19 protein-coding genes are annotated in these 21,616 nt (G+C 58.8%); 8 read left to right on the top strand and 11 right to left on the bottom strand.

Annotated elements, in window-relative coordinates:
* The first annotated feature begins 103 nt into the window (after positions 1-103).
* The 4 genes from AC2FMD_RS15180 (at position 104) to AC2FMD_RS15165 (ending at position 2,440) form a co-directional block, all read left to right on the top strand.
* On the top strand, positions 104-913 hold the full coding sequence (locus tag AC2FMD_RS15180) for a DNA-methyltransferase (protein ID WP_496743042.1): 810 nt from the start codon (positions 104-106) through the stop codon (positions 911-913).
* Positions 910-1,131 carry a DUF5681 domain-containing protein gene (locus AC2FMD_RS15175; protein WP_496743040.1) on the top strand — a complete coding sequence of 74 codons (222 nt, stop codon included), beginning with the start codon at positions 910-912 and terminating at the stop codon, positions 1,129-1,131. The genes AC2FMD_RS15180 and AC2FMD_RS15175 overlap by 4 nt, the downstream gene beginning before the upstream one ends.
* 54 nt (positions 1,132-1,185) lie before the next feature.
* Complete coding sequence (locus AC2FMD_RS15170; RefSeq protein WP_496743039.1) at positions 1,186-1,470, top strand: hypothetical protein; 285 nt, start codon at positions 1,186-1,188, stop codon at positions 1,468-1,470.
* An 82-nt stretch (positions 1,471-1,552) separates the two neighbouring features.
* On the top strand, positions 1,553-2,440 hold the full coding sequence (locus tag AC2FMD_RS15165) for an SAM-dependent methyltransferase (RefSeq protein ID WP_496795211.1): 888 nt from the start codon (positions 1,553-1,555) through the stop codon (positions 2,438-2,440).
* Between the two features lie 128 nt (positions 2,441-2,568).
* Here the strand turns inward: AC2FMD_RS15165 and AC2FMD_RS15160 are convergent, their stop codons facing one another.
* Both AC2FMD_RS15160 and AC2FMD_RS15155 read right to left on the bottom strand, forming a co-directional pair.
* Positions 2,569-3,717, bottom strand: coding sequence for a hypothetical protein (locus tag AC2FMD_RS15160; RefSeq protein WP_496743033.1), 1,149 nt, complete (start codon positions 3,715-3,717; stop codon positions 2,569-2,571).
* 75 nt (positions 3,718-3,792) lie between these two features.
* Entirely contained in the window at positions 3,793-4,989 is a 1,197-nt protein-coding gene (locus AC2FMD_RS15155) for an adenylate/guanylate cyclase domain-containing protein (RefSeq protein ID WP_496795210.1), read from the bottom strand.
* Between the two features lie 442 nt (positions 4,990-5,431).
* Here AC2FMD_RS15155 and AC2FMD_RS15150 point away from each other — a divergent pair, with 442 nt between their 5' ends.
* On the top strand, positions 5,432-6,574 hold the full coding sequence (locus tag AC2FMD_RS15150; RefSeq protein ID WP_496743030.1) for an NADH:flavin oxidoreductase/NADH oxidase: 1,143 nt from the start codon (positions 5,432-5,434) through the stop codon (positions 6,572-6,574).
* A gap of 212 nt (positions 6,575-6,786) precedes the next feature.
* Here the strand turns inward: AC2FMD_RS15150 and AC2FMD_RS15145 are convergent, their stop codons facing one another.
* The 4 genes from AC2FMD_RS15145 to AC2FMD_RS15130 all read right to left on the bottom strand — a co-directional run bounded on the left by AC2FMD_RS15145 (position 6,787) and on the right by AC2FMD_RS15130 (position 13,631).
* Positions 6,787-7,326 carry a cysteine hydrolase family protein gene (locus tag AC2FMD_RS15145; protein WP_496687276.1) on the bottom strand — a complete coding sequence of 180 codons (540 nt, stop codon included), beginning with the start codon at positions 7,324-7,326 and terminating at the stop codon, positions 6,787-6,789.
* A gap of 318 nt (positions 7,327-7,644) precedes the next feature.
* Positions 7,645-7,989 (bottom strand): copper-binding protein, encoded by a 345-nt coding sequence (locus AC2FMD_RS15140; RefSeq protein WP_496743029.1) that lies wholly within the window; start codon positions 7,987-7,989, stop codon positions 7,645-7,647.
* Positions 7,990-8,022: 33 nt separating this feature from the next.
* Positions 8,023-11,202, bottom strand: a complete 3,180-nt coding sequence (locus AC2FMD_RS15135) for an efflux RND transporter permease subunit (RefSeq protein ID WP_496795209.1) — start codon at positions 11,200-11,202, stop codon at positions 8,023-8,025.
* Complete coding sequence (locus tag AC2FMD_RS15130) at positions 11,199-13,631, bottom strand: efflux RND transporter periplasmic adaptor subunit (RefSeq protein WP_496795208.1); 2,433 nt, start codon at positions 13,629-13,631, stop codon at positions 11,199-11,201. The genes AC2FMD_RS15135 and AC2FMD_RS15130 overlap by 4 nt, the downstream gene beginning before the upstream one ends.
* A gap of 547 nt (positions 13,632-14,178) precedes the next feature.
* Here AC2FMD_RS15130 and AC2FMD_RS15125 point away from each other — a divergent pair.
* From AC2FMD_RS15125 to AC2FMD_RS15115, 3 genes are all read left to right on the top strand, one after another.
* Entirely contained in the window at positions 14,179-14,388 is a 210-nt protein-coding gene (locus AC2FMD_RS15125) for a hypothetical protein (RefSeq protein ID WP_496743024.1), read from the top strand.
* Between the two features lie 313 nt (positions 14,389-14,701).
* Positions 14,702-15,459 (top strand): IS5 family transposase gene (locus AC2FMD_RS15120; RefSeq protein ID WP_496795207.1). Its coding sequence is split into 2 segments (ribosomal slippage): positions 14,702-15,038 and positions 15,038-15,459, totalling 759 coding nucleotides; the frame shifts between segments, so codons are not numbered across the junction.
* A 33-nt stretch (positions 15,460-15,492) separates the two neighbouring features.
* Positions 15,493-15,798 (top strand): ATP-binding cassette domain-containing protein, encoded by a 306-nt coding sequence (locus AC2FMD_RS15115; protein ID WP_496743021.1) that lies wholly within the window; start codon positions 15,493-15,495, stop codon positions 15,796-15,798.
* A gap of 44 nt (positions 15,799-15,842) precedes the next feature.
* On the opposite strand, the gene AC2FMD_RS15110 is transcribed toward AC2FMD_RS15115, so the two are convergent.
* From AC2FMD_RS15110 to AC2FMD_RS15090, 5 genes are read right to left on the bottom strand one after another with little or no spacing between them, the layout of a single operon-like run.
* Positions 15,843-16,853: an Ldh family oxidoreductase gene (locus tag AC2FMD_RS15110; protein ID WP_496795206.1), complete on the bottom strand. Its 1,011-nt coding sequence runs from the start codon at positions 16,851-16,853 to the stop codon at positions 15,843-15,845.
* A 15-nt stretch (positions 16,854-16,868) separates the two neighbouring features.
* Positions 16,869-17,501: a DUF3726 domain-containing protein gene (locus AC2FMD_RS15105; protein ID WP_496743019.1), complete on the bottom strand. Its 633-nt coding sequence runs from the start codon at positions 17,499-17,501 to the stop codon at positions 16,869-16,871.
* Complete coding sequence (locus AC2FMD_RS15100; protein ID WP_496743037.1) at positions 17,498-19,135, bottom strand: hypothetical protein; 1,638 nt, start codon at positions 19,133-19,135, stop codon at positions 17,498-17,500. Before AC2FMD_RS15100 ends, AC2FMD_RS15105 begins: the two co-directional genes overlap by 4 nt.
* A 44-nt stretch (positions 19,136-19,179) precedes the next feature.
* Positions 19,180-20,160: a membrane dipeptidase gene (locus tag AC2FMD_RS15095; protein ID WP_496687286.1), complete on the bottom strand. Its 981-nt coding sequence runs from the start codon at positions 20,158-20,160 to the stop codon at positions 19,180-19,182.
* Entirely contained in the window at positions 20,160-21,611 is a 1,452-nt protein-coding gene (locus AC2FMD_RS15090; RefSeq protein WP_496743018.1) for an aldehyde dehydrogenase family protein, read from the bottom strand. The genes AC2FMD_RS15095 and AC2FMD_RS15090 overlap by 1 nt, the downstream gene beginning before the upstream one ends.
* Between the last annotated feature and the right edge of the window lie 5 nt (positions 21,612-21,616).

Raw genomic sequence — 21,616 nt, 5'->3', positions numbered from 1 at the left:
GCGGTAGAAAAACCTGACCCACTTTAAGACACCGGCCCGGCCTCTGACCTGGTTCGACAGGCGTGCAGGTAGATGCATCGCTCCGCAAAATGCCCCCGAAACCATGGCAGCAGATGAGATGTCGGCATCAGAGTTCACGCGCTTTTTGCGGCGCGCGTTCCGCAACCTTGTTGATCACAGTGTCGACGGCTCGATCCACTTCATCTGCATGGACTGGCGTCATATGGGCGAGATACTTGCAGTGGGTCAGGCGGTCTGCGACGATCTCAAGAACCTGATTGTCTGGGTCAAGGACAACGGGGGTATGGGCACCTTCTACCGCTCACGGCACGAATTGATCATTGCCTTCAAGAGAGGGGACGCGCCGCATATCAACACTTTTGAATTGGGGCAGCACGGGCGCTACCGGACCAATGTCTGGCAGTATCGCGACGTCAACACCATGCGGGCAGGGCGCATGGAAGAACTGGCGCTGCATCCGACCGTAAGGCCCGTGCAGATGATTGTCGATGCCGTCCGCGATGTGTCCGGACGCGGTGACATCGTGCTCGATGTCTTTGGCGGACCCGGCTCGACGTTGATCGCGGCTGAGAAAACCGGCCGGCGCGCCTATCTCTGCGAGTTTGACGAGATCTATTGTGATCGCATCATTGCCCGCTGGGGGGCCTGTGCCAGGGACGAGGCGGCGCAGGTTCTCTGCGGCTGGACGCCAGCGGTGACAAACAAGGCGATGGAGGCGGCGGAATGGGCAGCGACAAGGACAAGCGCGGGCTCGTGGCCCGACCCGGCTATGACGTGGGATATGGTAAAACGCCGAAAGACGCCCGCTTCAAACCGGGCAAGTCTGGTAATCCGAAGGGGCGGCCTCGGGGACCAAAGAACAAACGTCCGGGCATGCATTAGGAACGTATGAAAGATATCATTCTCGATGAGGCATACCGCGACATCACGATCCGGGAAAGGCACCGCAGCGTGACAATCCCCATGGTGCAGGCGGTCATGCGGTCTTTGGCTGTGAACGCCGTCAAGGGCCAGCACCGCGCGCAGCGGCTCTTCTCACAGTTGCTGGCTGAGGTGGAAAGCTCCCGCAACATGCTTCACGCTGAATATCTGGACAAGGCGCTGACCTAAAAGATCGAATGGGAGAAGGAACTGCGCAGGGGCGCAGAAGCCGGGATAAAAACCATGGATAAGCAAATTCCGCATCCGGATCACATCAAGATCGACTTCCGAACTGGTAAGGTGCGCATTGTCGGACCAATGACCAAAGGAGAGAAAAAGGAATTGGACGACTGGCGTAGAAAACTCTCTGACCTCCGTGCCAATATCGACGATCTGCGTGAGGCGATGGTCCACGAGACCGACCCAGATGAGATCGCAGAGCTCGAACGCCACACCCGGATAGGTGAAGAGCTGTACGAGCGGACCAGCACCGCTTTGGCAGTGGTCGAGCAACCCACTTCGGAGTGAACACGAGGCCAAAGTGCCCAAGTGCTTTACGCCGACTTGCTTCGAGTGAAGAGTATACCGATGAGGAGAAGGGAGCGAGACTATGGCCTTTCCTGAAGCAATGGCAGCAATCCAAAAACACATCAGGGCGGCAGACGCACTCGCTGCGCTGGGCGCAAGAATTGGGGCGGCCTCAGGCCACCTCCGACCAAATGATACTCTTACCTCGAAACTTGACGCTGTCGTCGACGCGTTCGAGCCCGACTTGCTGGACGGCTTGACGGACGAAGAACTGGACGCGCTGTATGGGTTTGTCAGGGCAGCCATGCGCCAAATGCTGCATCTACTAGAACTACCCGACGACGGCAGCTTTGGTTGGTCGTTCGACGACCCCGGCATTCTCGAAACTCAGGGACGTTCATCCCGGCTCGTGACGAAATTGCTGACCGAGTACGCAGCAAAAGAGCCGGAATTCGAGGCCACCCTGTCAAACGCTCCACGGTTTCTTGATGTTGGGAGCGGCGTCGGATGGATTTCTCTTTCCATGGCCCAGCAATGGCCATCGCTTACCGCAATCGGCATAGACATCCTCGGGCCTGCTCTGGACCTTGCCGCTAATAACCTGGAACAAACAGGGCTAACCGATCGCGTCACCTTCAGAAACGAGAACGTCGTCGACCTGAAGGAAAATGCTGCATTTGACGTTATCTTCGTACCGGTCATTTTCCTTCCCGAGGCCATCATTGACCAGACCTTCAAGAACCTTCAACAGGCAATCAAGCCGGGGGGATGGCTGTTTGCGGCCGCATATCGCGTGCCAGAGGATCGCAAGTTGGCTGCTCTCAATGACCTGCGGACGACAATTTCAGGAGGTCGAGCCTGGAGCGACAAAGAACTGGCGACTATGGCGGAGAACGCCGGGCTTGTTTCGGTTGGAGATATCGCCGCTGGATCGCCACTTCATCTTTGGGCGTCCCGCCGTGAAACCTAGAGTGAGCCAGTGAGCGCTTTGTCCGCGCAGCAGACGCTCACGAGAATACTGCGAGCGTCCGCACCGAGCCCAAAGCAGAACGTTAGAATTTCTCAGTTTGCCACGCAGCAACAGATAAGCTGCCGAACTCAGCGAAAACTGGAGTAGTAACAATCAGCGTTGAAACCTGTTATTTTGCTGATTGTTTCGAGACGGCCCTTTGATCTGTAAGCTGACGCTGTTGTTACATCGTAGCCATATTCCCGCTTTAAGATGATCGGTAAGCCAACAGCGAATTGATGCATGTGGGGGATTTCTGCGTTTGGGTCCTTGATTGCATTTTTCGGGGATTTTTGCAGGGCGCGCTCCCGAAAATCAGAGTAACTCCGCCCACCATTCACCGTTTGATTGGCAAGGTTCTGAAACCTTGGACCAAGTTTGGCGTCCTTGAAAAAGTCGGTGCCGAAACTTCTAGCAACTAGCGCGTAACCATAGGCGCTTTCTGCTCCCAGAGTGTGATACCAATAGCCGCGGTAGCCGCGAAATGAGTTTTCTTTCAGCATGCCTTGGGCATCTATCTTTTTGATGAAAGAGGAGCGGCGCTTGCGTATTTCGCTTTTGGCGAGCCGTGCATCACGTTTCCACCTAGCGTAGGCAAGCACGCCCAAACCATAGTCTCCAAATTCATACAATCCGTCACTTTGCGCGCCGTTTGACGCCAGTGGGGAAATGAATTTCTTGTAGATCTTGTCAAAGTACGTATCCAGAATTCGTTTCTGGTCTGGTGTTGCGTACTCCTCAAGCACAATGGCCGAATACAACATTGCAACGCCAGTATACCCGGTGTGTTGCACAACATGCAGTGGACATGGTCGGTCGCTTCGGCCACCTTTCCAGCACTCCACTTTTTTTGCGCTATTATATGATGGGGCATTAAGCAGGGCGTTCGCTTGCGCAAGATTGACCAGAGTGCCCAAGATTTTTTTGCCGGCCGTGGCGTCACCTTTTGCCGCCGCGCCATATGAAACTTCTAAGAGCTTTGTCCACCTTTTGGAGAAGGCATCGTGGTTGACGTTCAGAGAATTGGTGCTCGTCATGCTCGCCGAACTTAGTGCTGAAATCATCTTAAGGTCACTGTTCAGGCGAGATGAAGAAAAAAACTTCGAGCATGCAGAGCCTTGCAGGCGTTCAGCGAAGAAGTCCGTTGGGAACGTCACGTTTTGCGCGCTTGCCGACGTCGAAATGATCGACGACGCGACAAAAACGGATAAGATCCAATGTCTAAAGAAAAATTGCATTATGCTTCTTCAGGTTCCCCGTACTCAAAGAATTGGAATGTATTGATACTTACAACGTCAAAGGCCCGCTTTTTTTCATTTAGTACTATCCACGCGCTCAACTTCCAAAATATACCCTCGTGCTGATCCGGCGCCATTTGCATCGTCCCAATACGGTGAAGGCTGGTGAACGTAATTGTGGAACCGAACGACGTCCGAGTTCCCACCATGATTGTTTGGCTGGCCTTCTGACCAGTTCGAAAACGTAACCGGTTCGCCGCTGACCAGCGCCCACCCACCGTCTGGCTCAATGGCCCCTTCTTCCTGATATGTGCCGATCCAAGGTCCGAAAGCTTGCCCATCCTGATGCATATCCCACAAGCGCTCATCGTTCTTAATGAGTTCGAAAACAAAACTGTTCTCCGCTTCGGATGTAATGGAGGCTAAATAGCCACCCCTCTTTTTGGCATCTGCAACAGCTGACTGCCAGGAACTGCCCCATGTCAAAATTGCATAATAGGAATGTTCATTCCATTCGCCTGATGCAACAACGTCAGACATCTGGGGCAGTGGAGGTGCATCCAGGTTGCTTTCAGACGTCCACGGCGGCGACCCACCAGAAAGCGTTGTAGTGCTGTCACGAGCAGTTAGAACATACACAAGACCCAAGCAGGCAGCAGCGAAAAAGGCACCTCCCGCGGCCAGAATGCGCAGCTTGTTTTCTTTGCGCGCACTGACATCTTGGATGCCCTCAACGTTGTAAGCGCGCACCGGACGATCAATGTTTCTTAGTCGCTTGGTTCCCATAGCACGGAACCCAAGGGACAGCTTGCCTTGTATCTGGTCGTGTACCTCGCCAGACAAGCAGATCCCACCGGGTTCAGCGAGGCTTTCTAGTCGAGCGGCCACATTTACGCTGTCACCTAAAATGTCACCATCTTGAAGGATCACGTCTCCGACATTTATCCCGATGCGAAACTGAACTTGTGAAGACGACGGAACCGAGAGGTTGCGTGTCCGAATTGCTTCCTGAATTTCAACGGCACATCGCACCGCTTCGACAGAGCTCGCAAATTCAGCAATAATGCTATCGCCAGCGGTGTTGGCAATCCGACCACCAAAGTTCTCAATAAGCGCATCAGTCACTGATCTATGCTCTAAGAGCATTTTAGCAGTGCCTTCTTCATCGACGCTGGTAAGACGACTATATCCGGCCACGTCGGCAGCCAGTATGGCTGCAAGACGTCTTGCAATCTTGTTAGTACTCGCTTGCGTTTCGTTATCTTGCGGCAAAATTCATTTTCTTATGATGCAATGGTAAGTGTGTTACGTTCGCGACTGACGCTTACAAAAAATACCGAGACCAAATCGAAAATCTAGCGCTTTCTTATTTCCAGCTCCCGCAGTTTTCCAATGATAAGGCGTTCGTCTAACTTTTTGCTTCAAGGTGAATGCCAGCTAAGTCCGCTGAGCTGACCTATGTCGCGTTGATCAGCCCCACCTGAGTGGTCCAGTTTGACTGTTAGTGCATAGTCGGCCTCTGGTCCATCGGGACGACGGTTTCCGGGGCCGGTGGGCGGTAACCCAGGGCGCTGATCGTGCGCCCCGATGTTCCCTGTTCCGGCGACTAGCGCTGGCGGGGGAAAGCGCCGGTCGACCGTTCAACGCGCTGCCGTCTGATTGAACTGCGTGAACATGCATGCAAGATGGAATGATCTTGCAAGGAAGCATGCCGATGACCGAGACCCCAAGACTGTTCCAGCCCCTCAGGATTCGGGGCGTCGAAACCCGCAACCGTGTCGTCATCTCGCCGATGTGCCAGTACTCGGCGCATGAAGGGCACATGGATGACTGGCATCTTGTGCAACTCGGCCGCTTCGCGATTGGCGGCGCCGGCATCGTCTTTACCGAGGCGACCGCCGTGCAAAAGGCCGGGCGCATCACGCACGGGTGCCCCGGGCTTTGGGCCGACAGCCAGATTCCGGGTCACGCAAGGATTGCACAATTCGCGCTGCGGAACGGTGCCATTCCGGCACTCCAGCTTGGGCATGCGGGGCGCAAAGCAGGGATGCAGCGGCCGTGGTTCGGCAATGGCCCTCTGAACGACGCGGATATCGCCCGCGGCGACATGCCCTGGACGCCGGTCGGGCCAAGCGCGATACCTGTTGCCGATGGCTGGCCCGTTCCGCATGAGCTGCCGGTGTCCGAGATCAAGGCCCTGATCGACGACTACGTGTCCGCGACGCACCGCGCGCGAGAGGCCGGCTACAGGATAGTCGAAATTCACGGCGCCCACGGTTACTTGCTGCACAGCTTTCTGTCGCCGCTCTCGAACAGGCGCAAGGACGCCTATGGCGGGGATTTGACCGGGCGCATGCGGCTTGCCCTCGAAATCGCCGAAGCGGTGCGCGGCGCCTGGCCGGAAGACCTGCCCTTGTTCTTTCGCACCTCGGCGGTCGACGGGTCGCCCGATGGGTGGAGCCTCGAGGACACTGTTGTGCTGGCGCGTGCGCTCAAGGACATTGGCGTCGACGTGATGGATTGTTCCTCAAGCGGCATCGCCGGGGCCGCAACGGCAAGCGGCTCGCAAAAGCGGCAACCGGGTTTCCAGGTTCCCTATGCTGATCGCGTCCGTAACGAAGTCGGCATGGCAACGATGGCCGTGGGCCTGATCACGCACCCTTTGCAGGCCGAAAACATCCTTGCAGACGGGGCCGCGGATCTTATCGCCATCGCGCGCGAGGCGCTGGTCGATCCGCAATGGGCGCTGCATGCCGCCAGAGATCTGGGCCACGACACGGACTTTACGGAATGGCCCGTACAATCGGGCTGGTGGCTCGCCAGCCGTCAAAGGACATCGGATTTCTATAAGCCTTGAAGTCGTGAACTTCTCGTTGGTGAGCGCCTTCTGGTTCACAAAAAGGAGCTTTCGGAGGGGCTGCATATCTTACCTTGCCGATGAACCGTTTTGGTTATGCAAAAGCACGGAGCAAGATACTGAAGTCGCTAGCCGTGTTGCCCGGGGTGATAACGCATGGTGCTAGGTCAGCGCTTCGCTATGTGGGATGTCGCATGCCACCCGTTCGGGGCTCAGGCAAGGTAGGAATCTGTATTGGTTACAGTCGCGTAGCTGCCGTTCAGCGCCCCCATAATAGTGGCGTGAACAAATTCGGCCGGCACTGTAACGTTCCCAAAAGAGGTTTCTTTCGCGCCGCAAGCATCTTCTATGACGGTCACATCGAACCCGAGGTCGCGTGCTGCGCGTGCCGTCGCGTCGATACACATCTGTGACATCGCTCCGCAAATCGTGACGCTGGTTACCCCCGCATCGCGAAGCAGAGCTTCCAACCCGGTATCGTGAAAGCTGTTGGGTCTGTGTTTCAGAACTGTCGTTTCATCACCTTGCGGTGAGACTGTATCATTGATCCTTGCGCCATCCGTACCTGCGACGAAGAACGGCCCACCTTGCGGCATTTCATGGTGCACATGGACAATCATATCCTTTTTCGTCCGGGCTGCCTTCAGGAGCCGTGCTGCATTGACAGCAGCCTCTGCCATATTGGCAACGGGCCATTTTCCACCTTCGAAATAATCATTCTGGATATCCACAAGTATTAGAGCAGTCTTCATGCTTGGGCCTCTTCCTCGGCAGGTTGCGTGCAATAAGCAAGGCATGATGCAACGAAGTTGCCTGCGGTCAAGCCTGACGCTGCCGTGCGATCGTGTTCTGGTTGTCGAACACCATGTGGATCATCTCGGGCGTTTCGGTCAGCCGTGTACCGTCCATAGGCGTTGTGCCTTACTTTTCGGAATGCGCCATAAGAGAAGTTGCTGATAGGCAAATCGAGATCGCGCCCAGTAAGTGGTAGAGGTTTCGGTTCATATCCCAGCCCCGTCATAGAATTGTTGGCGACCGGCGCGGAGTGGCCGGTCGCTGTGCTCCGAGGTTCAGTTCGGCATCATCGCGCCAATTGCGTACATGCCGTCCGATCCCTTCACGAGAATAAGCGTAACCTCGTCGCCCGCGGCAATCTCACCCATCATTTGGGCGTTATCGAGAAGCGGCAAATCCATCGTCATCGCTGGCCAGCCGATCTCCGGGATTGGGTCGTGGCTGACATTGGCCATGCCGTCGCCGATCGAGTTAACGACGGCCTTTGCGTGTACGGCGCCTTCCATCTGTTCGGAGGACATTGGCATGTTGGAATGGTCCATATTGCCGTGGTTCATCTGAGCGAGGGCCGGCAGGGTCGTGAAGGCCAGGAGGCCGAGCGTTGCAGTCAGTTTCTTCATTGTAAACTCCAGGAGTTCAGGTTGCAGTTTCTATTATTCGGCAGGCGCTGAATGTTCAGGCCGCAGAACGAGGGGGCCGATCTCGCGGTTGACACGGGGCAGTGCCAGCGTCTTCCAAATCACGAAGATCGAAGGGATGACGAAAAGGGTCAGCAGGGTTGCGGTGACCATGCCGCCGATCATCGGGGCCGCAATCCGCTGCATGATCTCGGAGCCGGTGCCGGTGCCGTACATGATCGGGATGAGCGCCGCGAAAATCGTTGCCACCGTCATAACCTTGGGCCGGACCCGCAGAACCGCACCTTCGAAGACGGCCTCCTCGATGTCGTCCCGAGTCAGCTTTCGGTTCTCCGCCTGTGCGAGCTTGCGGCGCTTCTCCCAAGAAAGATTGAGGTAGAGAAGCATCACGATGGCGGTCTCGACCGCGACCCCCGCGAGCGCAATGAAACCGACGAGCACTGCCACAGAGATGTCGAAAGCGAGATACCACAGGAACCAGACGCCCCCGGCCAACGCCAACGGCAGGGCCGCGAGGATGATGCTCACCTCGATGATCCGGTTGAAGGCCATGAAGAGCATCAGCGTGATGATCAGAAGCGTCGCAGGGGCCACGATAGTGAGCCGCTCTTGCATCCGTTCGATGTATTCGTACTGGCCAGACCAGGTGAGCGAATAGCCCGGTGGCAGGGCGACTTCTTCGGCTACTCGCGCACGGGCCTCAGCGACATAGCTGCCGAGATCGCGCCCTGCGATGTCGATGAAGACGAAGCCGGTGCGCCGGGCGTTCTCGGACCGGATCATCCCCGGACCGTCCACGATGCGGATGTCGGCAAGTGCCGCGAGCGGCACATGGGCACCCGAGGGTGTGACCACCGGCAAGGTTTCGAGCCGCTCGGGGCTGTCCCGCCAGGACTGCGGGTAGCGCAGATTGATCGGGAACCGTTCTAGCCCTTCGACGGACTCCGACACCTGCATGCCACCGATTGCCGTCTGAACAACCTCCTGCACGTCCCGGACGCTCATCATGTAACGGGCGGCCGCCTCCCGTCTCACGTCAATCTCGATGAAGCGCCCACCGATGGGTCGTTCCGCATAGGCCGAGGCGGTGCCGTCTATCCCTTTTACCGCTTCTTCAACGGCGACACCGATTTGCTCGATGACGTCTAGATCGGCGCCTGAGATTTTCACGCCGACCGGCGTCTTGATCCCCGTCGCCAGCATGTCGATCCGGTTCTTGATCGGCTGGATCCACACATTCGTGACGCCCGGCACCTGAACCACACGGTCAAGTTCGTCGCGGATCCTCTCCATCGTCATTCCGGGGCGCCATTCCTCCTCGGGCTTCAGCTGGATCGTGGTTTCGATCATCGTCAGCGGCGCCGGATCGGTTGCCGTGTCCGCGCGTCCGAGTTTGCCGTGCACCGTCTCCACCTCGGGGATGGTTGCGATCAGCCGATCAGTTTGCTGCAGGACCTCGCGCGCCTTGCCGATCGAGACACCGGGGTAGAGCGACGGCATGTAGAGAAAGTCACCCTCGTTCAGTTCCGGCATGAACTCCGAACCGAGGCGCTGGAGCGGATACCACATCGAGGCGACGACCGCGGCGGCCAGAAGCGTCGTGGCCCAGGGCCAGGCGATGGCTGCGTCCAGGAATGGGCGATATGTCCAGACAATGATGCGATTGAGGGGGTTCTTGCGTTCGGGCAGGATCCGACCGCGAATGAAGTATCCCATCAGCACCGGCACCAGCGTGATCGACAAAATCGCCGCTGCCGCCATTGCATAGGTCTTGGTATAGGCCAGCGGCTTGAACAGCCGTCCTTCCTGATTTTCCAGAACGAAGACCGGAAGGAAGCTCACCGTAATGATGGCAAGCGAATAGAAAAGCGCAGGTCCAACTTCTAATGCGCATTCCTGCACGATCCGCCAACGGTTCTCAGCCGTCAGCTTCTCCTTTTCGAGCCGACGGTGCATCGCCTCGATCATCACGATGGCGGCGTCGACCATTGCGCCGATGGCGATGGCGATGCCACCCAGCGACATGATGTTGGCGTTCACGCCCTGGGCCTTCATCAGGATCAAGGCCGCGAAAATGCCCAGAGGAAGCGACAGTAGGATCACCAGCGACGAGCGCAGGTGCAGAAGGAACGCGGCGCAGACCAGCACCACCACGATGAATTCCTCGGTCAGCTTCTTCTGCAGGTTCTCGATGGCCCGTTCGATCACCCCGGAGCGGTCGTAAGTCGTGACGATCTCGACGCCCTCGGGCAGGTTTGGGCGCAGTTCTTCTATCCGAGCCTCCACCGCCTTGATCGTGGCCAGTGCGTTGCCGCCCCAGCGCAGGATCACAACGCCGCCCACAGCGTCGCCTTCGCCATCGAACTCGCCGACGCCGCGTCGCATCTCCGGCCCGAGCCGGATCTCGGCCACGTCGCCGAGCGTCAGCGCGGCACCTCGCTTATTGACCATCAAGGGCGCGCTGGCGAGGTCCGAAAGCTCGTCAATGTAGCCCGACGAGCGGATCATGAACTCCGCTTCGCCCATCTCGATCACGCTGCCCCCGGTCTCCCTGTTTGCGGCCTGGATCGCTCCGCGCAGCTGCGCGAGCGTGATGTCATAGGCTCTGAGCTTGTTTGGATCGACGACAACCTGGTACTGCTTGACCATCCCGCCGATGGTGGCGACTTCAGAGACGCCTTCGACTGCCTGCAGCTCGTATTTCAGGAACCAGTCCTGAAGCGTGCGGAGCTGCGACAGGTCATGGTTCCCGGTGCGGTCGATCAGGGCATATTGGTATATCCACCCTACGCCCGTCGCATCCGGGCCGAGCTGCGGGGAGACGCCCTCGGGAAGACTTCCGGTAATTTGGCCGAGATATTCCAGCACCCGCGAGCGCGCCCAGTAAAGATCAGTGCCGTCCTCGAAGACAACATAGACGAAGCTGTCCCCAAAGAACGAAAAGCCGCGCACGTCCTGCGCGCCTGGCACAGCCAGCATCGCCGTGGCCAGTGGATAAGTGATCTGGTTCTCGACCACCTGCGGCGCCTGACCCGGATAAGGCGTGCGCACGATCACCTGCACGTCGGACAGGTCGGGGATCGCGTCCACCGGTGTCTCGCGGATGGCCCAGACTCCGGCCGCCGCCATCATGAGCGCGAGCGCCACGATGATGAAGCGGTTCGCAATCGAGGCGCGGATGATGGCCGGAATCATTGAGAGACACTCCGAGCGGCGGAGGTGCCCACGAGGGTCATCGAGAAGTCGGGGTTGCGATGCAAAAGCAGGATGAGTTCTTCACCTGTGGGCAAGGCAGTCGGATCAATGTCATCAGCGATGGCGAAATCCATGGTCATGCCCGGCATGCCGATCTCGACCATGGGTCCATGGGTGATGTTGGCCATCCGAGCGTCCGGGTCGACTGCGTTGATGGTGCCCGAGACCTCCATCGGCGGTTGCACGGGCTCAGCCCCCGCCAAAACCATCGTCATGCCGTCTGGGCGCGCAAAGGTAAGCGACACTTCCATCCCGGTCGGCAAAGAGGTCGGGTCGAGATCGGCATCGACGGAAAACTCCATTGTCATCCCTGGCATCCCGATCTCCATGATCGGCCCGTGGGTTATGGTCGCCCGCCCGGCCTCGGCATCGACGGCGTCGATGGTACCGGTGACGGTGATTGGCGGCGCACTCGGGACGACAGGCTCGGCGGCCGCCAGCACCATGGTCATTCCATCCGGCCTTGCGAAGGTGAGGGTCATCTCCTGATCTGTTTCGGTTCCAGAGAGGTCCAGTTCCGGGGCCACTGCGAATGCCATCGTCATGCCTGGCATGCCGATTTCAGTGATCGGTCCGTGGGTGATCGTTGCCTGTCCCGTTGCCGGGTTGATGGCGTCAATCGTTCCTGAAACGACGATTGGAGGAGCCGCCGCGGTCGGCGTCTCGTCAACTTCCTCCACCGCCGGTGCATCTTCGCCCTCGGCGCGCACCGCGATAATGGAGAACATGCCGTTCTCATCCTTGGCGAGATCGAACTCGATTGGCGTATCGAGTGGCACGCTCGCGGGATCGATGCCGGCCAGATCAAGATCCATCTGCATGGCAGGCCAGCCCAGGTCTGGAATAGGGCCATGATCGAGCGTTAGCTTGCCTTCGGGCGTCACGGCCAGCGCCATGCCTGTTCCCGTCGCAGCGACACCATCATCGGGACCCAGTTCGATCAGGCCAAGCAGACCGTCGGCGCCGCGTGCGGCGCGGAACGACACCTCCTCTCCCTCCCGCAGCCGGTCCAGCGACACGTCCGCGCGCACCGGGAACTCGGACGTCATTGCCGGCCAGTCGAGGCTTTCCAGGGCACCATGGCGAAGCGTCGCGACCCGCCGGTCACGGTCCAGCGCGACAAGCGTGCCTGTCCCACGAGCCGGCTCTTCATCGGTCGGCGCCATCCGTATGAAGCCCGCACTCAGGGCGCTTTCGCTGTCGATCAGAAATTGCGCCGAGGCGACGACCTCCTCACCCGGAGACAAGCCTTGTAGGATTTCCGTGCGGCCACCTTCTCCGAAACTGTCGCGAAGGCCCGTCGTGACGAGCCGCGGCCGGAATGTTCCCTCGCCCGTCTTCAGGATGACCCGCTCCGCCGATCCGGTGCGGATCACAGCCTCGGACGGAACTGTAAGTGCCTGACGGCTTGTATTGGGAAGGAGGCTCACGTTGCCGAACATGCCGGGCCGAAGCAGGCCTTCCGCATTGTCGAACCGCAGGCGGACGGGAAGAGTGCGCGTGCGCGGGTCGAGCTCGGGATAGATGTAGTCGATCCGGCCCTCGAAGATCCTGCCGGGAAGATGCTCGAAGCGGGCGACAGCAGTCATGTCTTCGGACAGGCGCGAGATGTCACGCTCGAACACATCCACGATCAGCCAGACTTGGCTCAGATCGGTGATCGAGACCGCCTGGGTGCCGGGTTGCAGGAACATGCCATCCGCAGCCTCAAGGGCCACCACGATGCCATCTCTTGGAGCTTCTACGGTGATGCGGCGCGCAATTTCGCCGGATGCCTCGATCTCTGCAATCTGTCTGTCGGTAGCCCCATGGCTGCGCAATTTGTTAGGCGCAGCCTCAAGGGACAGGCCGGTGCCTCGCTCAAGCGAGCGCAGGAAATCGAAGCTCGCGACGCCGAATTCCGGAGAAAAGAGCTCGAACAGCACGTCGCCTTTTCGTACGACGTCGCCAACCGCCCTGACGTTCAGAACCTCGATCCATCCATCGACGCGCGTGTGGACATGGCTGGTCAGATGCTCGTCGTAGCTGACAAATCCGACGGTTTCGATCCTTGGCGCCACATCCGTCATCCGAGCTAGCGCGGTCCGTACCCCGATGGCGTTGATCTCGGCCGCGCTGAGCGAGACCTCTGACGGGTCGTCGGAAGGTTCCTGCCCGGCATAAACCGGGATCAGATCCATTCCCATGGGCGACTTGCCCGGGCCGGGTTGCCGGAAATTCGGGTCCATCGGAGCGACCCAATAGAGTATCTCCGGACCGTCCGATCCCCCGGTATTCTCCGGATTAAGGTAGAACCTCTCAAGTGTGATACCGCCTGCGGTGCCGCCCGCCAAAGCAAGGATCGCGAGAGCCGTGTAGCGTCCACGCATTGCAACCTCCTGCCAGCCGATCCGCTGTGGATCGGCCAAGAAATCAAGATGAACCCGAACCGCTAAAAGGCTCGGGTCCGCAAGAACCTGTCAGGAAAGTCGGGGAGGGCGTTCAGGGAAAGGGGTGTCGATCGAATTGTCATCCGCTGAGCGCAGGCGCTTCGGCTGTGATCAGTGGCCAGTAGAATGTCAGAATGTTGAAATTCAGAAAGGCAGCAAGCCGATACATGGCAGTTTGACGCGGCCTCGCTCTCGGGTTCACAGCATTCTGCGTTGGGGTTCCCGGATGTAATATGGTGCGATGCGTGGTCTATCGATCCGGTGTCGGATGATATCCAGGCGACGTTTCCATGAATGTCATGCCCCGCGTGGTCCATCGCAACGGCCGCAGCCAGTCCTGTGATCATGAGCGACATGCACATGATCAGCGCCGTTAGACGCTTCGCTACAAATCTGTACGCGACCGTTGCCATGATTCTGAAATAGTTTCGGCTACGTATCGAGACAACTAGATTTTGCGTGAACGCGTCTGAAGGGGCGCTGTTTCATGACTGATAAGCCCGCCAAGCAGTCATTCGGCCAAGTGGGCCTCGGTCCGAACCTGACCGAAACCGTCAGATGTCTCCTAAGAGCGGTATCCGGAAGTGCCTCTGCTCGCACGCTGGCAGACGCAGAAACCATTCCGGCTGAGTCGCCAGCTGCGCTGCAGAAAGAAAAGCTGCCGTTCGAGCCGACTGCAGCGTGTTTTTTGCCCTGAGGTCCGAGTTGCGGACAAAACTGCCGGTCGCTTGTATTCAGCAATCAACGGCTTAGGCGTAGCCTTCAACGGAAGAAGTTATGATTGACTTAATTCAAGGCTACCGGCGCGTGTAGATGGCAACCTGAGTAACGCCAAACACTATCCGCCGAGGGCTGTTGGGGTTTAATTTCCTGCGCTTCGCTACATTTTTTTTGAAAGTCAACACATTGGCGCTGCTGGCCATAGCTATGCAGCCGCGAACCGCTAGGGTCAGGATGCATTGATTTTCAGTGCGCTGCGTGATTCACGGCCCGAAAAACGGAGCGGTGACATGAGCGACCTTTTCTGGCTGACCGACGAGCAGATGGCCAAACTTGCCCCTTTCTTCCCGAAGTCGCACGGCAAGCCGCGCGCCGATGACAGACGCGTGCTGAGCGGAATTATCTTCATAAATCGCAATGGGTTGCGCTGGCGCGACGCCCCCAAAGAGTATGGGCCTCATAAGACGCTTTACAGCCGGTGGAAGCCTTGGAGCGAGAAAGGCATCTTCGCCAGGATGATGATTGGGTTGGCCGCCGAACACGGCGAGGAAAAGACCGTAATGATCGACGCGACCTATCTGAAGGCACCTCGCACCGCGTCCAGCCTGGGCGCGAAAAAAGGGGGCGTGGTCGCCTGATTGGTCGCACTAAGGGCGGCATGAACACGAAACTGCATGCCATCTGCGACAGTCAGGGGCGCCCGATCAACTTCTTCGTCTCTGCGGGACAGGTCAGCGATTACATCGGGGCGAGGGCGCTGCTCAGCAGCCTGCCGGATGTTGACTGGCTGCTCGGGAACCGGGGATACGACGCCGATTGGTTCCGAGAAGCGTTGCAAGACAAAGGGATACGCGCATGCATCCCCGGACGAAAACAACGCAAGATCCACGTCAAATATGACAAGCGCCGCTACAAGCGGCGCAATCGGATCGAGATCATGTTCGGCAGGCTCAAGGACTGGAGGCGCGTGGCAACCCGATACGACAGATGCCCAAAAGTCTTCCTCTCGGCCGTCGCACTCGCGGCAATCGTCATCTTTTGGTTATGAATCCTGACCCTATGGTGTCGTGGAATACCAAAAATGGTATCCATTACACTGCAGAGTCTCCATTTTTTGGAAACTCGAAAAGGCACTCCCTTCCGTGTCAAGCGGAAACGCTTTCAAATGTACCGTAAACCTGCAATGCGCTACATTACAGACGTGGAAAAGAATGCATATACAATAAGAAACCTAAAGCGAGTCTACGGCGAAGGGCCTGCGGCCGTGCACGCATTGCGCGGAGTAAATCTGGACATTCCGGAACGAGAAATCGTTGTGCTACTTGGCGCTTCAGGCAGCGGAAAATCGACCTTGCTGAACATTGTCGCGTTGATCAGCCCCGCCTGAGTGGTCCAGTTTGATTGTTAGTGCATAAGCGACCAATTTTCCGTCTAGTCGCCGATAATATTCCTGATCCTTTCGATGGTCGCGTTATCCACTTCGACCCCTTGCAAACGCGCCTTCACTCGATGCTTACGGCGTCCTTCTCCAGGCAGTCGTGCACCGTCCTGCGCCTCAAATGCGTCGGTTAAGCGAGAAAGAAGCGCTGCATATCTGTCGCCGGCCGTTTTCTCGGGATCAATAGCAATGAAGAATTGACCAGTCTTTGGCGGACCGCCGACGGTTCCGGAAAACGGCGAGGCGTCTATCCCGAGCGTAGCGCCTGTCATCAAAACCGCCATCGTCTCGACGAGTAGAGCCGCGCCGACCCCTTTGTAACCTCCTGATGGGGCCATCGATCCCTTCAGCCCGACCTCTGGATCAGTGGTCGGGTTGCCATCGGGGTCCAGCGCCCAACCTACCGGGATCGGCTTACCTTCGCGGGCGTGCTTCATAACTTCGCTCTTGGCGATTGTGCTGGCACTCTGATCGATCAGGATTGCCGGTTCGCGGTCGAGGCCCGGAACGGCGATCGAAAAGGGATTCGTGCCGACCACGGGTTTGGACCCACCGGATGGAGCTATCGATGCTGGCGCATTGGTGAATCCGAGTCCGACTAGCCCGGATCGCGCCAATTGCGCCGTGTGATAGCCCAGAACGCCACAATTGTAACTGTTTCGAATGGCCAGCGCCGCGATACCTTGTTCGCGCGCCAGTGGCACCAGGCGCTCGAAGCCAAGATCGATCGCAGAATGGGCGAACCCAGTCATTGCATCGACGCGGACCACTGATGGACTGGATACCTCGAGCTTTGGCTGCGCCTGACCGTCGACTTTACCGCAACCTACGTGCTCGCAGTAAATCGGGATGTAGGCCAGGCCGTGACTCGCGATCCCGTCGGCCTCGGTCGCGCTTGTGGCAACGGCAAGTGGCCGTGCATTAGCCTCCGATGTACCAGCCGCAACAAGCGCGCGAAAGCTGAGGTTCTCGATATCAGCGAGGCTGAGTGTAGTTGTCGGCATTAGTGAAACCTCGGCTTAATCATTGTCGGACAGTCCGGCACCCGCGCCCTTGAGGCGCGACTCCTCGGTGGCCGGCGCATAAGTACGATGGGCAAAGGCCAACAGTGCCGCCCAATCATTCGCGTCGGGATCTGCGCGCAGACGGTGGCTGTATGGCTGATCAATCGTTCCTCCGATACAGATACTGGCCCCAACAGACAAACTCGGAGGCGCACCGCTCGACGACAAAAGCTCGCCGTCTGTACACAAGACCAAATCGCCAAGGACAACCTCTACGGGCTTTTCGAACTCACGGGCCAGAAGAGCGGCAAAGGGTGCCAAAAACACCGGTACAGCCACAGCCCCAAGCCGGATGTCTTTGCCGCCAAGTTCGTGGGCGCGATCTGAAATTGCCGCTCCTGTCGCCAGAGGGCACAAAATGCCGTCCCTCGCGGTCCAGGGCTCGCTACCGGTTTGAGGCAACCAGCCAGCGATGTTTTGCCCGTCGATCCGCTCAAGTAGTTCAGTGAGTGCTCTGCAACCGTCAAAATCGTGCGAGCAAAGCCAGCGAGTTGCCTTCCCGGCTTCCTCCGCCAGCCCCCAGGGATAGCCTGCGCCGCGTGCCGCCCTCTTTGCGGTAGCCTCGATCTCATTCAATGACAGGTTCATACCGAGAACTCCGGAAAGACCCAGTCATCAGCATTGGTCGGCGCCAGTTCCTCGGGATACGGCGCGCCCGCGTACATGCAAATGCGTACCCAGCGGTCCGAACGCGGGTCGAAATGCGTTGCTCCGAAAAACGAAAGCTTCGCCCGCAGCATGTCGATCGGCATGACATCTGCTGCGATCGTGTTGTCGTGGATCTCGCCATAGGGCGCGATGCGGCTGATCTGGGCGCGGCGGACGGTGTGGCGATGCTCGGGGTGGTTCAGCAGGAACTCGGCAATCGGCGCATCATCACACCAGTCTTGCAGCGCGGCGAAGGCCTTGGCGGCATCTCGGGCCGGGGCCAGGGGCTGTTCGTAATCCGATACTGGTTCTTCAAAGCGCTCGCCCAGGCGCGGTTCCAGTTTTTCCTCGGACACATACCAGGCTCGGGCGCAATTCTGCGAGTTCTGCCAATCCAGTTTCAGCGCCCAGCCGAATGAAGTCTCCAAAAGCCGCCTGACCTCGCCAATCGGCATTGCGCCATCGATGCGGAACGCGGCCGCGTTGCTGTCCGCCATGCAATGCGCCAGGCCATCAACCAACTGGCCGTACGGTTCTAGAATGAGAGAGGCGACAAGCTCCTGCCCCTCCTCGCTCAACGCGCTTTCGGACCAAAGGACTAGACGGTTCCACGGCTCGGGACCGTCGAGGTTGCTGCCGTCCACGAAATCGCGCAGGCGGTCGAGGTCGCTCCGCAGATCAGAGAGTTTCGCAATCTGAAACGGATGCTCAGACCTCCACTGCGCTACAGAGATCTCTGTTCGCGCTAGTCTGTCCAGAAAGACGGCAATTTCTTCGGATGTAGCTGTGTCAATTGACCGTACGCGAGAGATCGCCTCTTCGCGGGCCATGATCCAGTTGTTGAACAGGATTGGGTGATTGACGATGAAGGGCGCCATTCCCAGTCCAGTTGAATTCCCGATTCCGAGCCGCCGGGCGATTGCTGGATCAAGATCGGCTGCCCGGTCCCCGCCTTTTGCCCGTGCCATATGCTGGACGAGGTCCCGCACGAAGATTCTGGTCAGATAGACCGACAACATCTCGGCCTGGAACGGCACCTGCATCTCGGGGCGGTCGGCGATCGCCTCGCGGTCGGCCGCGCCGAATTTGCCGGATCCGTACACGGCTGTCGTCCGCATCAGGTAGCCGACATCGTCGATCATCCCCGCGTCGGGCTGCCGTCCGGCCGCCAGGGCGTCGACGACATGCCGCCAGAGCCGGACGGAGCGGTTGGCGCGCGACAGCGACAGCTCCCTCTCGGACACGCGGCCGGCCTCTTGCAGGGGAACATTCCGCGCGAGCCGGTCGATATCCTGCGGTGTGGGAACGCCGTCGAACAAGGCGAAGGTGGCGTCCCAGGCCTCGGCGATGACCCGGTCGGACCGCAACTCGTCCGGAAGGTCATGGGCGAAGGACACCAGCGAATAGCTGCGCGTCGGGCCCGTCGCGGTATACACCGCCCGCCCGACGCCTTTTGGGTCGATATCGAAAACGGGGCGGGTGAACGTCCAGCCCTCGCCGGCCAGCCGGCGGGTGAGGATGCGCATGAAGCTCAGACGGCATTGATGAAGAGACCCCAGCCGCCTGAGCGTCATGACCCGGGCCGGGTCCCGCCGCGCGATATGGGGCGCCGTACGGGTCACGACGCCGGGCCGGGGCCGAAACTCTCGGCGAAGAAGCGGTACCAGTTCCACCCCATGATCCCTGCGACCTCGGCGTCGCTCATGCCGACCTCGCGCAGCCCGGCCTCGATAGTCCCGAAATCGCGGTTGTCCCGAAACCAGTCGGGCATCTCCGGGAAACCCGGATTGGACGCGGACCCTTCGCCGTAGTCGATCTGCTTCGTCCAGCGCCCCGTCCGCATCCACTCGACCACGCTGTCGGGCTGATCCTGGCAAAGGTCGGAACCGATCCCGAGGTGATCGGTGCCGAACCTGTCAGCCGTGCGCGCGATCATCTCGCAGAAACTTCGCAGCGTGCAGCCGGATTTGTCGCGCAGGTGATGGGGATAGAGCGAAAAGCCCAGCATGCCCCCGTTCTGCGTCACCGCACTGATGACATCGTCTTTTTTGTTTCTGAGTGCGGGCGACCAAGCATGGGGGTTGGCGTGGGTGATGGCGATCGGGCGGTCCGATATCTCGGCGGCCTCGATCGTGGAGCGGTCGGCCGAATGGCTCATGTCCACGACTAGGCCGACGCGGTTCATCTCGCGGATCACCTGCCGTCCCATGCGGGTGATGCCGGTATCCTCGGCCTCGTAGCATCCGGTCGCCAGCAAGGACTGGTTGTTGTAGGTCAGCTGCATGAAGCGCGCGCCCAGCGTGTGAACGATCTCGACCAGCCCGATGTCGTCCTCGATCGGGCTGGGGTTTTGAAACCCGAAGAAGATCGCCGTCCGCCCGGTCTCGCGCGCGGTGTCTATGTCGCCGGCCCACCGCCCCTTCATGATCAAGTCGGGATGGGTTTCGAACCACCGGTTCCAGGTCTCGAAGTTCAGAACGGTTTCGCGGAAAGTCTCGTGATAGGCGATGGTGACGTGCACCGCATCGACGCCGCCTTCCCGCATCTGCCGGAAGATCTTCTCGGACCAGTTGGCGTATTGAAGACCGTCGATCCGCATCAGCTCGGACTACCTGCGCTGATGTAGGCGGTTTTGACCGTCGTGTAGAACTCTGCCGCAGCCCGTCCCTGTTCCCTTGGACCATAGGAACTGTCGCCGCGTCCCCCGAATGGCACATGATAGTCAGTTCCCGCCGTCGGAAGATTGACCGTAACGACGCCGGTCCGGGCATTTCGCCGGAAATGGGTAGCACGGGCGAGATCGCGAGTGACAATCCCGGATGTCAGCCCAAAATTCGTGTCGTTAACTGTCGCCAATGCCTCTTCATAGCTGTCGACCCGGATCACCGCGGTCAGCGGCGCAAACATCTCTTCCCGATTGATGCGCATAGTATTGTTTGTATTTAGAAAAACACCAGGTGACATATAGTAACCGTCGTGGGGCAAATCGAGCCGTTCTCCTCCGCAGGCGAGTTCAGCCCCCTCGGATTTCCCGAGCTCGACATAAGCAAGGTTCTCCCCTAGTTGCTGGGCGCTAACGACTGGGCCCATCTGGGTGCCGTCCTCGAGTGCGTGGCCAACCTTCATGGCCTTTGCACCGGCCACGAGCTTTTCGACGAAAACGTCGTGAACAGAAGAATGCACAATCAGCCGGGAGGATGCCGTGCACTTCTGACCCGTCCCGCCGAACGCGCCGCCCAACGCGACCGATACAGCGAGATCAAGGTCTCCGTCGTCCATGACGGCGAGCGCGTTTTTCGAGCCCATCTCCATCTGGACCTTGGTGAGGTTTTGAATAGCCGCTGCGGCAATCCCCCTGCCGACCGGCACGGACCCGGTAAACGAAATCGCATTCACTATCGGGCTTTCGACGAGTCGTTGCCCTACTGCGCGTCCCGATCCCATCAACAGTGAAAAAAGACCTTTAGGTATGTCCTGTTTTGCGATGATTTCGCTTAGAGCGACCGCTGAAGCCGGCGTGGCATTGGCGGGTTTCCAGATAACCGCGTTTCCATAGCAAAGCGCCGGCGCGATCTTCCAGGAAGCGGTCGCGGTCGGGAAGTTCCAGGGTGAGATAACGGCGACAACGCCGACCGGTTCTCGACGCACGTCGATTTCAACTCCCGCTCGAACGCTATCTGCGTTCTCGCCGATCTGGCGCAGGCACTCGGCGGCATAGTAAGTGAAGAACTGACCGGCGCGGTACACCTCGCCTTTGCCCTCCGCCAGTGGCTTGCCTTCTTCACGACTTAAAAGCGTGCCGAGTTCATCAGACCGGGCCATGAGTTCGTTGCCAATGTCCATCAGAACAGCTTGTCTGCGCTCAATCCCGACAGCGGCCCACTCCCTTTGTGCGTTCCGGGCCTGATCGAGAGCAGCGTCTATCTGATCGGGACTCGCTTGCGCGAATAAGCCGACCAGATCGCTTAGATCGGATGGGTTGCGGTTTTCGACTTCGCTCTCACCCGCAACCCACTTCCCTGCAATGAAATTTTTCTTTGCGTATGACATGCCCC

It is taken from the genome of Ruegeria sp. BHSC276, assembly GCF_059612945.1.
Note: the sequence above shows the minus strand (reverse complement) of the source record. Positions and strands in the feature narration are given on the sequence as shown.

Coding starts and splice junctions, on each gene's coding strand:
- AC2FMD_RS15140 (WP_496743029.1), bottom strand. CDS start 7,989: ATGAAGAAACTGACTGCAACGCTCGGCCTCCTGGCCTTCACGACCCTG.
- AC2FMD_RS15135 (WP_496795209.1), bottom strand. CDS start 11,202: ATGATTCCGGCCATCATCCGCGCCTCGATTGCGAACCGCTTCATCATC.
- AC2FMD_RS15180 (WP_496743042.1), top strand. CDS start 104: ATGGCAGCAGATGAGATGTCGGCATCAGAGTTCACGCGCTTTTTGCGG.
- AC2FMD_RS15170 (WP_496743039.1), top strand. CDS start 1,186: ATGGATAAGCAAATTCCGCATCCGGATCACATCAAGATCGACTTCCGA.
- AC2FMD_RS15115 (WP_496743021.1), top strand. CDS start 15,493: ATGGTATCCATTACACTGCAGAGTCTCCATTTTTTGGAAACTCGAAAA.
- AC2FMD_RS15145 (WP_496687276.1), bottom strand. CDS start 7,326: ATGAAGACTGCTCTAATACTTGTGGATATCCAGAATGATTATTTCGAA.
- AC2FMD_RS15160 (WP_496743033.1), bottom strand. CDS start 3,717: ATGCAATTTTTCTTTAGACATTGGATCTTATCCGTTTTTGTCGCGTCG.
- AC2FMD_RS15125 (WP_496743024.1), top strand. CDS start 14,179: ATGACTGATAAGCCCGCCAAGCAGTCATTCGGCCAAGTGGGCCTCGGT.
- AC2FMD_RS15130 (WP_496795208.1), bottom strand. CDS start 13,631: ATGCGTGGACGCTACACGGCTCTCGCGATCCTTGCTTTGGCGGGCGGC.
- AC2FMD_RS15165 (WP_496795211.1), top strand. CDS start 1,553: ATGGCCTTTCCTGAAGCAATGGCAGCAATCCAAAAACACATCAGGGCG.
- AC2FMD_RS15150 (WP_496743030.1), top strand. CDS start 5,432: ATGACCGAGACCCCAAGACTGTTCCAGCCCCTCAGGATTCGGGGCGTC.
- AC2FMD_RS15100 (WP_496743037.1), bottom strand. CDS start 19,135: ATGACGCTCAGGCGGCTGGGGTCTCTTCATCAATGCCGTCTGAGCTTC.
- AC2FMD_RS15090 (WP_496743018.1), bottom strand. CDS start 21,611: ATGTCATACGCAAAGAAAAATTTCATTGCAGGGAAGTGGGTTGCGGGT.
- AC2FMD_RS15095 (WP_496687286.1), bottom strand. CDS start 20,160: ATGCGGATCGACGGTCTTCAATACGCCAACTGGTCCGAGAAGATCTTC.
- AC2FMD_RS15105 (WP_496743019.1), bottom strand. CDS start 17,501: ATGAACCTGTCATTGAATGAGATCGAGGCTACCGCAAAGAGGGCGGCA.
- AC2FMD_RS15110 (WP_496795206.1), bottom strand. CDS start 16,853: ATGCCGACAACTACACTCAGCCTCGCTGATATCGAGAACCTCAGCTTT.
- AC2FMD_RS15175 (WP_496743040.1), top strand. CDS start 910: ATGAAAGATATCATTCTCGATGAGGCATACCGCGACATCACGATCCGG.